The following is a 13863-nucleotide window of genomic DNA, read 5'->3' on the forward strand; positions in this document are numbered from 1 at the left end:
GAAAGCTTCCAAAAACCGTCCGTACCCCTGGCTCCGGCTCAATCTAGTCAGCCCCGCGCCGGAACGTCCACGCACCTGGGAGCTAGTTAACAGGACTTTCGCCGGATCGCAGGAAACAGAAAGCCGGAGGCGCGGGATCCCATTCCCACGGCTCCGGCTGGCTGCCTCGCGACGGTGCGCGCGGCTACTTCTTCTCGTCCTTGCCCACCCCCCCTGGCTTCCGGGGATTCTGGAGCTCGTCGATGATGCCGTAGGCCTTGGCCTCGGCCGCTCCCATGAAGTAGTCGCGGTCGGTGTCCTTCTCCACCCGCTCGAGCGGCTGGCCGGTGTGCTTGACGATGAGATCGTTCAGCTTGGCCCGCATCCGCAGGATTTCCTTGGCCTGGATCTCGATGTCCGTCGCCTGGCCACGCACCCCGCCGAGCGGCTGGTGGATCATGATGCGGGCGCTCGGCAGGGCGTAGCGCTTGCCCTTGGCGCCGGCGAGCAGGAGCACGGCCCCCATGGAGGCCGCCTGGCCCACGCAGATGGTGGACACCGGACACTTCACGTACTGCATGGTGTCGTAGATGGCCAGGCCGGCGGTGACCGAGCCGCCGGGCGAGTTGACGTAGAGGTTGATGTCCTTGTCCGGGTCCTCGGACTCCAGGAAGAGGAGCTGGGCGACGATGGCGTTGGACACGTCATCGTCGATCTCGGTTCCGAGCATGACGATGCGGTCCTTCAGGAGCCGGCTGTAGATGTCGTACGAGCGCTCACCCCGGTGGGTCTGCTCGATGACGTAGGGAATGGGCATGAAGGGCATGTCGGGTCGACCTCGGAAGAACTCGGCGAAAGAGCCTAAGAATACTTCGCCTGAGCCTTCAGGAATTCAATGGTCTTTTCTTCCCGCAGTCGCAGGCTCAACCCCAGGCGGTCATCCGGGCGGGTGAAGTACTTGCGGATGTTGGCCACCGGCTGCCCGGACTCGGCCGCCAGCTCTTCGATCTTCTTGTCGATGTCCGCGTCGCCCGCCTGGATGGCTTCCTTCTCGGCGATGGCCTCGAACAGCAGCGTGCCCTTCACCTCCTGGACGGCGCGCTCGCGCATCTCGTCGCGCAGGCGCATGAAGTCCAGGCCCAGGTTGCGCACATCCAGCCCGGAGCGCTGCATCTGACGCAGCGCGCCCTCCAGCATGGAGTCGATGGCGCGCTCCACCATGGCCTTGGGCACCTCGAAGGGGTTGCGCTCGACCAGGGCCTTGATGAGCGCCTCGCGCTCCTCGGTCTCGGCCTTGGACTTCTGGGTGGCCTCCAGGTTGGCGCGCACCTTCTTGCGCAGATCCTCCGCGTTCTCGGCGCCGGCCTCCTTGGCGAAGTCGTCGTTGAGCTCGGGGACGATCTTCGTCTTCAGGCCCTTGAGGTGGAGCTTGAAGTGGGCCGTCTTCCCCTTCACCTCCTCCACCCGGTAGTCCTGGGGGAAGGCGTAGTCGATCTCCTTGGTGTCGCCCACCTTCACGCCCTCGAGGGCGGCGATGTTGGACTCCACCAGCTCGCCGGGGGTGATCTCCGCGGTGACCCCTTCGGCCTTGTCGCCGGTGAAGGGCTTGCCGTCGATGGTGGCCTCGTAGTCCACGGTGGCGAAGTCACCGGAGCGCGCCACGTCCCGGTCCGTCACGGGCTCCAGGCGGCTGGCGGACTGGCGCATCTTCTCGAGCTGCTCGTTGACCTGGTCGTCCGTCACCGCCGTCTCGGTCTTCTTGAGCGGCAGCTCCTTGTAGTCCTTGGCCTCGACCTTGGGCTTGACCTCGACGCGGGCCTCGAAGGTGAAGGGGGCGCCGGGCTTGAGGCCCGAGTTGGTGACCTGGGGCTGGCTCACCGGCTCCACGTTGTGCTGGGTGACGGCCTCCACGTAGGCGGACTGCACCACGCGCTGGATGACGTCATCCTCCACCTGCTGGCGGAACCGCTGCTCGAGGATGCGGCGGGGGACCTTGCCCTGGCGGAAGCCGGGCAGGCGGACCTGCTTGCCAATCGCCGTGTAGGCGCGCGTCAGCTCGTCCGCCACGCGCACGCTGTCAACCTCGATGGAGAGCTTCTTCTCGACCGGAGACAGCTCCTCGACCTGGACCTTCATGAACGCCTCGCTCGCCACGCGGAGCGCGCGGCGCCGAATGAGTAGGGAGTATGGGAGGTGCGCCTTTAGGGGATACGCACGGACGGGTCAACGCGAAATGGGCGAGGAGGGACTCGAACCCTCACACCTTGCGGTACCAGATCCTAAGTCTGGCGCGTCTACCAGTTTCGCCACCCGCCCAGCGGCGCTGCTCAACGTTCTACTCCGAAACGCCCGGGGTGTTCAGCCCCGGACTCCGCCCGGATGCACGAAGCGCGGACCCCGAAAAGACGTCGGGGCTCCCTCATTTCTGAAGGAGCCCCGACTTGTGAGAGCGGAGGGAATCGAACCCACAACCTATGGATTAAGAGTCCATTGCTCTGCCAATTGAGCTACGCTCCCGGCTTGGCGCGCTGAGCGGCGCTGTGTGGCACCGCCCAGTGGCGGCGCTGTCTACAGAAGCCCGACCGCCCTGTCAAAACGTTTTTCGCCCCCCTCCCCAATTCCCCAGATCCTGACCGTCCGCCCGCTGTCCGGCCGGGTGTCGAGCCGTTCTTGGGCCGGAGAAGCCGCGGATCACATCTTCTGTTACTCCCCCTGCTGCCTCTGATCCGGGGATCAGGGGGAGCAACCTCAAGACGAGGTCCTACAGCAGCACGCCAGGCAGGCGGACGGAGGTCGTCCGCCTTTTCGAACGGAGAAGCACAGTGACGGAAGGACAGAACAAGGTGGAGACGGCAGCGGCCCAGTCGCCGTGGAGCCGCGAGCGCGTGGAGCTCATCCGGCGGACCATCTGCCCCAAGGGCATTGGCGAGGACGAGTTCGCGCTCTTCATCGAGCAGTGCAAGCGCTCGGGGTTGGATCCGCTGTTGAAGGAGGCGTTCTGCGTGGGCCGCAGGCAGAACACCGGCAGCCGGGAGCGGCCGAACTGGACGACGCGCTACGAGTTCCAGCCCTCGGAGGCGGGGATGCTGGCGCGAGCCGAGCGCTTCCCGGACTTCAAGGGCATCCAGGCCAGCGCGGTGTACGCCGAGGACGAGATCATCGTGGACCAAGGCAAGGGCGAGGTGGTGCACCGCTTCAACCCGGCCAAGCGCAAGGGCGCGCTGGTGGGCGCCTGGGCGCGGGTGGTGCGCGAGGGCAAGCTGCCGGTGGTGGTGTGGCTGGACTTCTCGGGGTACGTCCAGCAGACGCCGCTGTGGGCCAAAATTCCCACGACGATGATCGAGAAGTGCGCGCGCGTGGCGGCGTTGCGCAAGGCGTACCCGGAGGCCTTCGGCGGCCTGTACGTGCGCGAGGAGATGCCGGCCGAGGAGTACGAGGCGCCAGCGGCCCTCGAGGAGCACACGGCGGTCCCGAGCAACGGGGCCTACGAGGTGCTCGGCGCGAAGGTGGGGCCCGTGAAAGCGTCCTTCCCTCCCCTGCCCAGCACGGCGAAGGAGGAGAAGGCTGAGAAGGCGGGCAATGGATCCGCGCAGCTCACGATCGACGCGCAGACAGGGGCGCCCGTGGCGGCTCCCACGCCTGTGCCCGCTCCCCGCGAGGAGCAGGCGGCGGCGCCAGTCGAGCTGCCGCGTCCGAAGAACTCGGGGACGGTGGTGGCCTTCGGCCCGTACAAGGGGAAGACGGCCTCCGAGCTCAGTGATGATGAGCTGAGCGAGACCATCGACCTGGCGCACGAGAAGCTGATGGAGCAGCCCAAGGCGAAGTGGGCCAAGGCGATGCGGGAGAACCTCGCGGCGCTGGAGGCCGAGACGGAGCTGCGCTGCCGGGTGCCGACGAGCTCCGGTAAGAAGGAAGCGTCCGTCGAGGCCTGAGCCTCAGGCACGACGATGCGATGAGAACATGAACGCCGTGCCGGGCAGCCCTGGCACGGCGTTTTTGTTGGCACAGCCACCGTGCGAAGTGTCCATCCGTCTCGATGCCCCTGACCTGACAGGTAGTTGGCAGGGATATGCCTCGCGGGCCATGCTTGAAGCCATGGGGGAGCCCCTCTTCCACGTCACCGTCCTCTCGAACCTCGCTCGGGCCTTCGACAAGTACTCGCTTCGGTACTCGAAGGCCCAGATCCCCGAGAGCACCTTCCCCGACCGCTTCTTCCTGCTGCGGCGGGAGGAGCTCGACGTCGGCGTGCGCAAGGCCAGCCGCCTGCTGGAGCGGTTGGCGCTCCCGGGAGATCGGCTCATCGTGCTCGAGACCCACGTGCCCTCCGAGCAGCTGCTGCCCAACGAGCGCACGGGCCTGGGCCGCTTCATCTCTCAGGCTTCGATCCGGCTCACCGCGGTGCATGCCCTGGAGCCGGATGGCTCCCTCACCCGCTGGGATCTGGAGACAACCTATGCGCGCTCGCTCCGGGTCCTGCACCCATCGCTGAAGCCCTACGAAGCGCTGCGTCCCCGCTCCATCTCCTTCCTCCCCATCGCGCGGGGCTGCCAGGCCGACTGCCTGTTCTGCTTCTCCGAGGCTTCCATCTCGGCCGATCAGGCCCAAGCCACACTCTCCCCGGAACTCATCGAATCCCTGCTGGATCAGGCGCTCGCCCAAGGGGCTGAGCGCGCCGTCATCACCGGCGGGGGCGAGCCCGGACTGCTCCCCCTCCCACGCCTGATCGAGCTGGTGCGCGCGTGCGCCACGCGCTTCCCGCGCAAGGTCGTCCTCATCTCGAATGGAGTCTTCCTCTCCCGTCTGGACAGCGCGGCCCGGCACAGCGCCCTGGAACGGCTCGAGGAGGCCGGACTGACGGTGCTCTCCCTGTCCCGGCACTACCCCGAGCCGTCGCGGAACGCAGCCCTCATGAAGCTGGACACGGGCACCGAGCGGGTCCTCGAGAGCTTCCGGGCCGGGCACTTCCGCACCCTGAGCCCCCGGTTGATCGCCGTGCTCCAGCGCGGAGGGCTCGACTCCGAGCAGTCCTTCGCGGCCTACCTCGAATGGGCCGCGGCGCAGGGCGTGGAGGAGGTGACGTGGAAGGAGCTCTACGTCTCCACCTCGGAGGAGTCGGTGTACCACTCGCGCCCCTCCAACCTCTGGAGCCGGGAGCATCAGGTGCCCCTGGCGCTCGCCACGGACTGGCTCCAGGCGCAGGGGTGGACCCGCGTGGCCGAGCTGCCGTGGGGCTCGCCCGTGTACGCGGGAGAGGTGCGGGGACGGCGAATGCGAGTGGCCGCCTACACCGAGCCGAGCCTCTTCTGGGAGCGGACCCACGGCCTGGCGCGGAGCTGGAACGTGCTCGCCGACGGCGCGTGCTATGCGTCGCTCGAGGATCGTCACAGCCGCCTGGAGCTGGCATGAACTTCGACGCCTACAAGCGCTTCTGCCGGGAACTGCTGGCGAGCGAGCGGGGCTCGCGGCTGGTCCGGCTCGACTGCATGAATCCCCCCAAGGCCCTGTCCGCGCTCGCCCCGGCGCTGCCAGCGCAACTGCCCGTGCGCGAGGCCCTGGAGCTCCAGCGCGCCTGGCGCGAGGCTTTTGGATTGCCCAGCTCGGGGCTCGGGACGGAGACGCGGATCCTGCTCGGGCGCGGGGTGAGGGATCTGCTGCGAGCCCTGTTCCTGCACTTCGCTCGCGAGGGCCGGGTGTTGCACGCGCCCTCGGATGTCTATCCCGTGTACCACTCGCTCGCGGCGGGCGCGGGGCTGCCCGTGCACCCGTTTCCCACCTGTCCGGCGCCAGCGTTGCCGAAGCTGGCCCCTAGCGCCTCGCCGGAGGTGCTGCTGCTCCCCGAGCCGCTCGTGCCCCTGGGCCGCTTCCTCTCGGACGCGGAGGTGCGGGAGCTGGAAGCCTGGCTCGGAGCGGATCCGCGACGGCTCGTGGTGCTCGACGCCGTGTACACGTTCGCGCCCCGATTCAGCGCGGCGACGGAGCGCCTGCTGCGAACGGGCCAGGCCTTGCTGGTGCACTCGCTGGCCAAGGGCCACCTCACCCCGGATCTGGCCGGCTTCGCCCTGGTTCCCGGCGTGCTCGGCCCCAGCGTCGAAGCCGGTGAGCTGCCAGGGCTGGAGCCCACGGCCGTTCGTCAGGCCTGCTTCCTTCTGGAGCGCCATGCCGATCTGCCCGCCCGCGTGCAGGCGCGCTTCGAGGAGCAGTGGGGCCGAGTCCGTGAGGCGCTGGGGCCGTTGCCTTTCGACATCCCGCGAACCGGGTACTTCACCACGTGCGCGCTCGGCTTCGAGGAGCTGCTCTCGCGCGGCTGGCTGGCGGTACCCGGCTCGGTGTTCGGGCCGCCCGAGGCGCGCTGGAGCGCGGTGACCTGCCTGCTCGGGTGAGACGGTCGCCCGCCTGGGCATCCTTGATACACTCCGCCCCGGAGGATGCAGGATGGCCGGGCAATCGCTCGCGACGAAGATTCTGGAAGGCGCGCTGGACTGGGTGAAGGAACTGCCGTCGGCGCTGTCCGGGGACGTGGCGGTGGACGTGGCGCGCAAGCGGGTGCGGCTGTCCCACTCGCGGGTGGAGGCACTCGTGCGGCAGATGCTGAGCCGCGCGAAGAAGCTGGAGCTGCGCTCCTGGGAATCCGGGCCGGCGGTGTACGACGTGCGGCTCGCCGTGGACGGCTGGAAGCTCCGGGTGGAGGCCACGCTGGAGCGGGTGGAGCTGGCGGGCGGGCGCTACAAGCTGTGGCTTCGCACCCCCGGCAAGGTGGAGCTGGAGGAATCCCCGGGAGCGTCCGCGCTGCTCATGGGCGTGCTGCGCGCGGGAGCAGGACAGGCGGCGGTGCGCGCCTTGGCGGAGAAGCTGTTGCCCCCGGGCCTGCGCTGGGACGGCCAGGTGCTGGCGGTGGAGGGAAAGCTCCCAAAGGAAGGCGCCATCTCCGCGCGGCTCTTCGAGTCCTCGTCGCTCGCGCTGTCGGCCGAGCACACGGCGGAAGGCTTGTGGCTGTCGGCCGAGGCCTGGCCGGGGCTGGTGGACCTGCTGCAGGCGGTGTTCGGCACGGACCTGCCACGCAAGCCACCCGGCACCTGATGTATCTGTCATCACTGGGTGAAGCCCGGTTGTGACAGTCGTCACACCTCGCCTGTGAAGCCAATCACAGAGGTCCGCGGGAGGGATCGTTAGAGTCTGCTCCATCCAGTGACTCAGGGGGGAGCAATGACTTTCATCCGTCGAGGCATGTTTCTTTGGGGCTTGTTGTCGTGCCTGTTCGTCTCCAAGGCAGCTCACGCCGCGGGCTCGTTCGTGAACTGGGAGAGCCCCCACGTTCACCCGCTGGACATGACGCCGGACGGCGAGAGGCTGCTGGCCGTCAACACCGCGGCCAGCCAGCTCATGGTCTTCGAGCTGACCGGTAATGGCCATGAGCCGCGGCTGGTGGCCTCCATCCCCGTGGGGCTGGAGCCCGTGTCCGTGCGCGCTCGCCCCAACAGTATGGAGGCCTGGGTCGTCAACCAGCTCTCCGACACCGTGAGCATCGTGAACCTCGACACCCTCAACGTGGTGGCCACCGTGCCCACGGACGATGAGCCCGCGGATGTCGTCTTCGCTGGCGCGCAGCAGCGAGCCTTCATCTCCTGCTCGCAGAGCAACACCGTGCTGGTGGTGGATCCCGACCATCGCCTGGCCCCGCCTCAGCGCGTGCCCGTGCTCGGCGAGCGCCCGCGCGCCCTCGCGGTCAGCCCGGATCACCTCAAGGTCTACGCCGCCATCTTCGAGTCGGGTAACGGCAGCACCGTCCTCGGGGGCGGGAGCACCTTCAGCGGTCTCTTTCCTCCCAACGTCGTGAGCAATCCGACGGGCCCCTACGGTGGCATCAACCCGCCGCCCAACAAGGGCAACTCGTTCGAGCCTCGCATCAACCCGCTGCTCACGGCGCCTCCGGGCACGAGCCTCATCGTGAAGAAGAACGAGCTCAACCGCTGGATGGATGACAATGCCCATGACTGGACGGACTGGGTGAGCGGCCCGAACGCCTCGGCCTCCCATCATCTCGTGGGGTGGGATCTGCCGGACCGCGATCTGGCCATCATCGACACCGCCACGCTGGCCGTCACCTATGCGACGGGGCTGATGAACATCAACATGGCGCTCGCGGTGCGCCCCGGCGGAGGCATCACCGTGGTGGGCACCGACGCCACCAACGAGGTGCGCTTCGAGCCCAACCTCAATGGCCGCTTCCTGCGCGTGGTCATGGCGGAGGTGAGCCTGAACGATCCTTCCCAGAAGGCCCGGTGGGATCTCAACCCGCACCTGACGTACACCACGCCCACCGTTCCTCCGGCCGAGCGCAAGAAGTCCATCGGCGATCCGCGCGCCATCGTGTGGGATCACTCCGGCCAGTACGCGTACGTGGCGGGCATGGGCTCCAACAACGTGGTGGTGATGAAGGCCAACGGCGAGCGTGAGGCTCAGCTCGACGTGGGCGAGGGCCCCACGGGCCTGGTGCTCGATGAGGACCGCGGCCAGCTCTACGTCCTCAACCGCTTCGCCGCCAGCATCTCCGTGGTGGAACTGGACGCCCACCCGGAGAAGCACCGCTACGAGGAGAAGCACCGCGTGGCGTACTTCGATCCCACCCCCGCCGTCATCAAGGTGGGCCGCAAGCACCTGTACGACACGCACAAGAACTCGGGCCTGGGCCACATCTCCTGCGCCTCGTGCCACGTGGATGGACGCATGGACCGGCTGGCGTGGGATCTCGGCGACCCCACTGGCCAGATGGCGCCCCAGGACGGCCAGAACAAGGGCATGGGCATTCCTCCCCTGCTCTCCGGCTTCGTGCCCGTCCACCCCATGAAGGGGCCCATGACGACCCAGACGCTCCAGGACATCATCGGCAAGGAGGCGCTGCACTGGCGCGGGGACCGCAACGGGCTGGAGGACTTCAACCCCGCCTTCGAGTCACTCCAGGGCAATGACACCCTGCTCACCGCAGTGGAGATGCAGCAGTTCAAGGACTTCCTGGCGACGCTCACCTTCCCGCCCAACCCGTTCCGCAACCTGGACAACTCGCTGTCCACGAATGTGCCGCTGCCGGGCCACTTCACCCCCGGCCGCTTCGCCCCCGAGGGCCAGCCGATGCCTAACGGCAACGCCCAGCATGGCCTGAAGCTGTTCGGCACCATTGGCATCGTGTCCAACGCGGTGGTCCCGGGCGTGGCCTGCTCCAGCTGCCACACGCTGCCCACCGGCCTGGGCACGGACATGACGTGGGACGTGGGCCTGGCCCGGTTCGTGCCCCTGCCCCGAGGCCCTCATGGCGAGAACCACGTGGGCCTCGTCACCACGGACCAGACCACGAACGTGGTGATCAAGATTCCCCAGCTGCGCAACCTCTACAAGAAGGTGGGCGCGGACATCACCCAGCCGACGAGCCTCGCGGGCTTTGGCTTCATCCACGACGGGAGCGTCGACTCGATCGAGCGCTTCCTCACCAACCCCGCCTTCCACCCGGCCGATGATCAGGAGATCGCGGATCTGGTGGCCTTCCTGCTGTCGTTCTCCGGCTCGGATCTGCCGGCAGGCTCGGTGACGAACATCTTCAACGCCCCGGGCCCCCTCAGCCAGGACACGCACGCGGCGGTGGGCAAGCAGGTGACGCTGAGCTCCACCCCTAGCGACGAGCAGAAAGCCCTGCTGGATCGCTTCCTGGCCATGGCGGACACCAACAAGGTGGGTCTGGTGGTGAAGGGGCGGCAGGGACGCCACATGCGCGGCTACGCCTATCTGGGCGGCGGGGAGTTCCAGTCCGACCGCGCCTCCGAGCGCCTGAGCACGGCGGATCTGCTCCTGCGCGCCAGCCCCGGCAATGAGCTGACCTGGACCGTGGTGGCCAAGGGCACCGAGTGGCGCCTCGGCATGGACCAGAACGAGGATGGCGTGTTCGACCAGGACGATCAGGAGCGCTAGCTCACAAGCGAAGAGGCTGGAGCCACCGGGGAGCTTTCCCAGGGATTCCAGCCTCTTGAGGGAGCGCGCTCAGAGGGACTTGAACCCCCAACCCTTGGCTTCGAAGGCCAATGCTCTATCCAGTTGAGCTATGAGCGCTTGGGGGAGAAAGGTGGGCGGCCAACGGGGGTCGAACCCGTAACCTCTGGAGTCACAGTCCAGCGCTCTAACCAGTTGAGCTATGGCCGCCGTTCTGCGTACAGCCGTACAGCAAGGTGAAACGGGCGGCTTCCCTATCGTGGAAGCCGGGGCCATGACAAGGCCCAAATGATCCAGGGACGGTTGGCGCCCCAGGCAGGACTCGAACCTGCGACCCCCGGCTTAGAAGGCCGGTGCTCTATCCAGCTGAGCTACTGGAGCCCGTACCGTCTCTTACTGCTATGTCGGGGCGAGAGGATTTGAACCTCCGACCCCCTGCGCCCAAGGCAGGTGCGCTACCAGGCTGCGCTACGCCCCGATCAAGACGGACATTCTTGAAGCATCGCGCACGGACGCGCAAGGTGAACCTGACTGACTGTCACCCACCTGTCTGGAGCCCCAGCAGCGCCGGCCGCATCTTCCGGAACGCCTGCCCCCGGTGGGACACCCCCGACTTCTCCTCCGCCGTCAGCTCCGCCATCGTCTTGCCCAGCGCGGGGATGAAGAAGACCGGATCGTACCCGAAGCCGTGCGAGCCCCGAGGCCCCGTGAGGATGCGCCCCTCGCAGCGCCCCACCTCGAGCCAGCTCTTCCCCCCCGGCAGCGCCAGGCACAGGGCACACTGGAACGAGGCCGTGCGCCGCTCCTCCGGCACGCCCTCCAGCTCTCCGAGCAGCTTCAGGTACCTGGCCCGATCGTCGCCCTCCGCGTAGCGCGCCGAGTGCACGCCTGGCCGGCCGCCCAGCGCATCCACGCAGAGCCCCGAGTCGTCCGCCAGGGCCGCCAGCCCCGAGGCCTGGGCGTAGGCTCGGGCCTTCTTCTCCGCGTTGGCCTCGAAGGTCGCCCCGTCCTCCACCGGCTCGGGGATGGGGGGAAGATCCTTGAGGGACACCACCTCCACCGCGTCCCCCAGCAGCCCGCGCAGCTCCTTCACCTTGCCCGCGTTGGTGGTGGCGAACAGCAACCGCGGCTTCATCCGAGCACCTTCGCCTGCGCCGCCGTGAGCTGCTGAATGGCCGCCAGCCCGCTGTCGAGCATCGTGTCCAGTTGCTTCCGGTCGAAGAGCTTGTGCTCGGCGGTGCCCTGCACCTCGATGATGCGGCCGTCCCCGGTGGCCACCAGGTTCAGGTCCACGTCCGCGCTGGAGTCCTCCTCGTAGTCCAGGTCCACCCGCACCTCGCCGTTCACCACGCCCACGGACACCGCCGCCAGCGGCGTGAGGGTGGGCATCTTCGACATCACCCCCCGGCTCTGCAGGTTGCGCAGCGCCAGCACCAGCGCCACGTAGGCGCCCGTGATGGAGGCCGTCCGCGTGCCCCCATCCGCCTGGGTGACGTCACAGTCGATCGTCAGCGTGCGAGGCCCCAGCGCCGCCAGATCCACCGCCGCGCGCATGGAGCGGCCGATGAGGCGCTGGATCTCCATGGTGCGGCCGGTCTGCTTGCCCTTGGCCGCCTCGCGCTGCGAGCGCGTGTGCGTGGAGCGCGGGAGCATCCCGTACTCGGCCGTCACCCAGCCGGTGCCCTTGCCCATCAGGTGCGGAGGCACCCGCTCCTCCACCGAGCAGGTGACGAGGACGCGGGTGTAGCCGAACTCCACTTGCGTGGAGCCCTCGGCGTGACGGTTCACCCCCGGAGTCAGGGTGACAGGGCGAAGTTCCAGCACACCGCGTTGGAAGGACCGCACGGGCAGCTCCTCGGTTGAGAGAGAGTCGCTGTCTAGCAGAGCCCGCCGGTCCCGGCTCAAGGAGATGCGGGGGCGGCCACCGCTGGGGCCTCTTCCGCCCCGGCGGGCGGCTGGCCCCCTGGATGGGCGTCCCGCTTGCGAATCTCTCCCAGGAAGTCCTTCACCCCCTCGGTGATGGCGGAGATGAGCTTGTCCTGGTACTCGGCGCGCCCGAGCTGGTTGCCCTCCTGGGGGTGGGAGATGTAGCCCACCTCGATGAGGATCGCCGGGGACTCCACGCCCGTGAGGACGAAGAAGGGCGCCTGCTGCACGCCTCGGTCCTGAGCCCCCGTGGCGGAGACGAGCTTCTGGTGGACAGAATAGGCCAGGCGCGACGAGTCCGCGTGCGCCTCCATGCGCGCCAGATCATTGAGGATGAAGCTCAGCGTGGAGTCGTTCTGCACGGCCTGGCCCGAGGAGGCCTCGGCGTTCTCGCGGTCCGCCGTGGCTCGCGCCCCCGCGCCCGAGGCCGTCGCCGAGAGGAAGTACGTCTCGATGCCCTCGGTGCGCTCGCGCAGCTTCTTGGTGGGCATGGAGTTGGCGTGGATGGAGAGGAAGAGGTCCGGCCGCTTGCCGTTGGCGAAGTCCACGCGCTGGGGCAGGGGCAGCGTCCCGTCCTTCTCTCGGGTGAGGAACACCTGCACCCCCGCCTCCTTCTCCAGCCGGTCGCGCAGCTTCCGGGCGATCTGAAGGACGACCTCCTTCTCCACCAGGGTGCCGGGCCCCTTCGCTCCCTCCTGAGAGCCGCCGTGCCCCGGATCAATGACGATACGGGGAATCCGCTCGGCGCGGGACGAGGTGGCCAGCAACAGCAGCACGAGAGGGATAATGGTGCGGAGCGTCATGCCGTCCGCGATGCTATCGAAGCCTGGGCTCGCGGGTGAATCCCACCCTGCCCTTCAGCCCACGACATCGATGCCGGGCCGCCCGCGCGCCACCTCGCCGATGAGGGCGGCCTCCACTCGCGCCTTCTCCAGGGCGGTGAGCGCCTTGCGCGCGTCTCGAGCCGGCACGGAGGCCAGCAGGCCCCCATTGGTCTGCGCGTCCGCGAGCACCCACTGAATGTCCTCGGGGAGCCCCTCCGGGAAGCGCACGCGCTTGCTCACGTGGGCCAGGTTCGCCTTGGTGCCACCGGGCACCACGCCCTGCCCCGCCAGCGCCGGCACCTCCTGGATGATGGGGACGCGCTCCAGCGCCAGCAGCGCCCGCGCCTTCGCCCCGTTCATCATCTCCAGCAGGTGCCCCAGCAGGCCAAAGCCCGTCACGTCCGTGAGCGCGTTCACCTTGAACTTCCCCGAGGCGAACACCTCTCCGGCGGAGCGGTTGAGCTGGGACATGACGGCCACCACGCGCTTCGTCAGCGCCTTGGAGGCCACGCCCCGCTTGATGGCGGTGGTGGCGATGCCCGAGCCCAGCGGCTTGGTGAGGATGAGCACGTCCCCCGGCTTCGCGCCCGCGTTGGTGAGCACCTTCTTCGGGTGCACCAGGCCGGTGACGGCCATGCCGTACTTGGGCTCGGGGTCCTGCACGCTGTGGCCGCCGAGGATGGGGATGCCCGCCTCGTCCGCCTTCGACTGCCCGCCCGCGAGGATCCTCGAGAGGATGCCGAGCGGCAGCTCCTTGGGGAAGCCCACCAGGTTCAGCGCGAAGATGGGCCGGGCGCCCATCGCGTAGATGTCCGAGAGCGCGTTCGCCGCGGCGATGGCCCCGAACTGGAACGGGTCGTCCACCACCGGCGGGAAGAAGTCCACCGTCTCCACCACGGCCAGGCCGGGCGTCAGACGGTAGACGGCCGCGTCATCGTTGGTGGCGAACCCCACCAACGCCTGCGGCCCCTTCGCTGTCTTCAAGCGGCGCAGGACCTGCGCCAGATCCGCGGGCCGGAGCTTGGCGGCTCAGCCCGCGCAGTGACTCAGTTCGGTCAGGCGCTTGTGCGTGTGCTGCTCGTCCGCCATGGCATCACCCCTGCTGCACGTACTCGCGCTTGATGAGCTGCACCACCGCCTCGGCCGTCAGCACGTCGTC

Annotated in this window: 11 protein-coding genes and 6 tRNA genes; 5 read left to right on the forward strand and 12 right to left on the reverse strand. The window is 68.3% G+C overall.

Annotated elements, in window-relative coordinates:
- Positions 1-184: 184 nt before the first annotated feature.
- The 4 genes from clpP to ACJ8AT_RS32505 all read right to left on the reverse strand — a co-directional run bounded on the left by clpP (position 185) and on the right by ACJ8AT_RS32505 (position 2496).
- Entirely contained in the window at positions 185-805 is a 621-nt protein-coding gene (gene clpP / locus ACJ8AT_RS32490; RefSeq protein ID WP_407741835.1) for an ATP-dependent Clp endopeptidase proteolytic subunit ClpP, read from the reverse strand.
- 35 nt (positions 806-840) lie between these two features.
- Positions 841-2115 (reverse strand): trigger factor, encoded by a 1275-nt coding sequence (gene tig / locus ACJ8AT_RS32495; protein WP_407741836.1) that lies wholly within the window; start codon positions 2113-2115, stop codon positions 841-843.
- A gap of 98 nt (positions 2116-2213) precedes the next feature.
- Positions 2214-2295 (reverse strand) — tRNA-Leu (locus ACJ8AT_RS32500).
- A 128-nt stretch (positions 2296-2423) separates the two neighbouring features.
- Positions 2424-2496: transfer RNA gene (locus tag ACJ8AT_RS32505), tRNA-Lys, on the reverse strand.
- 305 nt (positions 2497-2801) lie between these two features.
- On the opposite strand from ACJ8AT_RS32505, the gene bet reads away from it, so the two are divergent.
- From bet to ACJ8AT_RS32530, 5 genes are all read left to right on the forward strand, one after another.
- Positions 2802-3911 carry a phage recombination protein Bet gene (gene bet / locus ACJ8AT_RS32510; RefSeq protein WP_407741837.1) on the forward strand — a complete coding sequence of 370 codons (1110 nt, stop codon included), beginning with the start codon at positions 2802-2804 and terminating at the stop codon, positions 3909-3911.
- 151 nt (positions 3912-4062) lie between these two features.
- The gene (locus tag ACJ8AT_RS32515) at positions 4063-5385 is read left to right on the forward strand and encodes a radical SAM protein (protein ID WP_407741838.1); all 1323 of its coding nucleotides are present in this window, start codon (positions 4063-4065) and stop codon (positions 5383-5385) included.
- On the forward strand, positions 5382-6359 hold the full coding sequence (locus tag ACJ8AT_RS32520) for a hypothetical protein (protein WP_407741839.1): 978 nt from the start codon (positions 5382-5384) through the stop codon (positions 6357-6359). Before ACJ8AT_RS32515 ends, ACJ8AT_RS32520 begins: the two co-directional genes overlap by 4 nt.
- Before the next feature lie 52 nt (positions 6360-6411).
- Complete coding sequence (locus ACJ8AT_RS32525; protein WP_407741840.1) at positions 6412-7056, forward strand: hypothetical protein; 645 nt, start codon at positions 6412-6414, stop codon at positions 7054-7056.
- Positions 7057-7182: 126 nt separating this feature from the next.
- A complete protein-coding gene (locus ACJ8AT_RS32530) occupies positions 7183-9936 on the forward strand; it encodes a beta-propeller fold lactonase family protein (RefSeq protein ID WP_407741841.1) in 2754 nt (917 codons plus the stop codon).
- A 64-nt stretch (positions 9937-10000) separates the two neighbouring features.
- Here the strand turns inward: ACJ8AT_RS32530 and ACJ8AT_RS32535 are convergent.
- The 8 genes from ACJ8AT_RS32535 to selD form a co-directional block, all read right to left on the reverse strand.
- Positions 10001-10074, reverse strand: a tRNA-Arg gene (locus ACJ8AT_RS32535).
- A 16-nt stretch (positions 10075-10090) separates the two neighbouring features.
- Positions 10091-10164, reverse strand: a tRNA-His gene (locus ACJ8AT_RS32540).
- Positions 10165-10258: 94 nt separating this feature from the next.
- Positions 10259-10335, reverse strand: a tRNA-Arg gene (locus tag ACJ8AT_RS32545).
- A gap of 23 nt (positions 10336-10358) precedes the next feature.
- A tRNA-Pro gene (locus ACJ8AT_RS32550) sits at positions 10359-10432 on the reverse strand.
- A 60-nt stretch (positions 10433-10492) separates the two neighbouring features.
- Entirely contained in the window at positions 10493-11089 is a 597-nt protein-coding gene (locus tag ACJ8AT_RS32555; RefSeq protein ID WP_407741842.1) for an XTP/dITP diphosphatase, read from the reverse strand.
- The gene (gene rph, locus ACJ8AT_RS32560; RefSeq protein ID WP_407741843.1) at positions 11086-11799 is read right to left on the reverse strand and encodes a ribonuclease PH; all 714 of its coding nucleotides are present in this window, start codon (positions 11797-11799) and stop codon (positions 11086-11088) included. The genes ACJ8AT_RS32555 and rph overlap by 4 nt, the downstream gene beginning before the upstream one ends.
- 56 nt (positions 11800-11855) lie before the next feature.
- Positions 11856-12683: an N-acetylmuramoyl-L-alanine amidase gene (locus ACJ8AT_RS32565; RefSeq protein ID WP_407741844.1), complete on the reverse strand. Its 828-nt coding sequence runs from the start codon at positions 12681-12683 to the stop codon at positions 11856-11858.
- A 54-nt stretch (positions 12684-12737) separates the two neighbouring features.
- Positions 12738-13793 carry a selenide, water dikinase SelD gene (selD, locus tag ACJ8AT_RS32570; protein ID WP_407741845.1) on the reverse strand — a complete coding sequence of 352 codons (1056 nt, stop codon included), beginning with the start codon at positions 13791-13793 and terminating at the stop codon, positions 12738-12740.
- Positions 13794-13863: the final 70 nt, after the last annotated feature.

The sequence above is a fragment of the Hyalangium sp. genome, from assembly GCF_045802625.1.
In the GTDB taxonomy this organism is placed as follows: Bacteria; Myxococcota; Myxococcia; order Myxococcales; family Myxococcaceae; genus Hyalangium.

Excerpts from the sequence above, each read along its gene's own strand:
- clpP (WP_407741835.1), bottom strand. The coding sequence starts at position 805 with ATGCCCTTCATGCCCATTCCCTACGTCATCGAGCAGACCCACCGGGGT.
- ACJ8AT_RS32555 (WP_407741842.1), bottom strand. The coding sequence starts at position 11,089 with ATGAAGCCGCGGTTGCTGTTCGCCACCACCAACGCGGGCAAGGTGAAG.
- ACJ8AT_RS32565 (WP_407741844.1), bottom strand. The coding sequence starts at position 12,683 with ATGACGCTCCGCACCATTATCCCTCTCGTGCTGCTGTTGCTGGCCACC.
- ACJ8AT_RS32520 (WP_407741839.1), top strand. The coding sequence starts at position 5,382 with ATGAACTTCGACGCCTACAAGCGCTTCTGCCGGGAACTGCTGGCGAGC.
- tig (WP_407741836.1), bottom strand. The coding sequence starts at position 2,115 with ATGAAGGTCCAGGTCGAGGAGCTGTCTCCGGTCGAGAAGAAGCTCTCC.
- ACJ8AT_RS32530 (WP_407741841.1), top strand. The coding sequence starts at position 7,183 with ATGACTTTCATCCGTCGAGGCATGTTTCTTTGGGGCTTGTTGTCGTGC.
- ACJ8AT_RS32515 (WP_407741838.1), top strand. The coding sequence starts at position 4,063 with ATGCTTGAAGCCATGGGGGAGCCCCTCTTCCACGTCACCGTCCTCTCG.
- ACJ8AT_RS32525 (WP_407741840.1), top strand. The coding sequence starts at position 6,412 with ATGGCCGGGCAATCGCTCGCGACGAAGATTCTGGAAGGCGCGCTGGAC.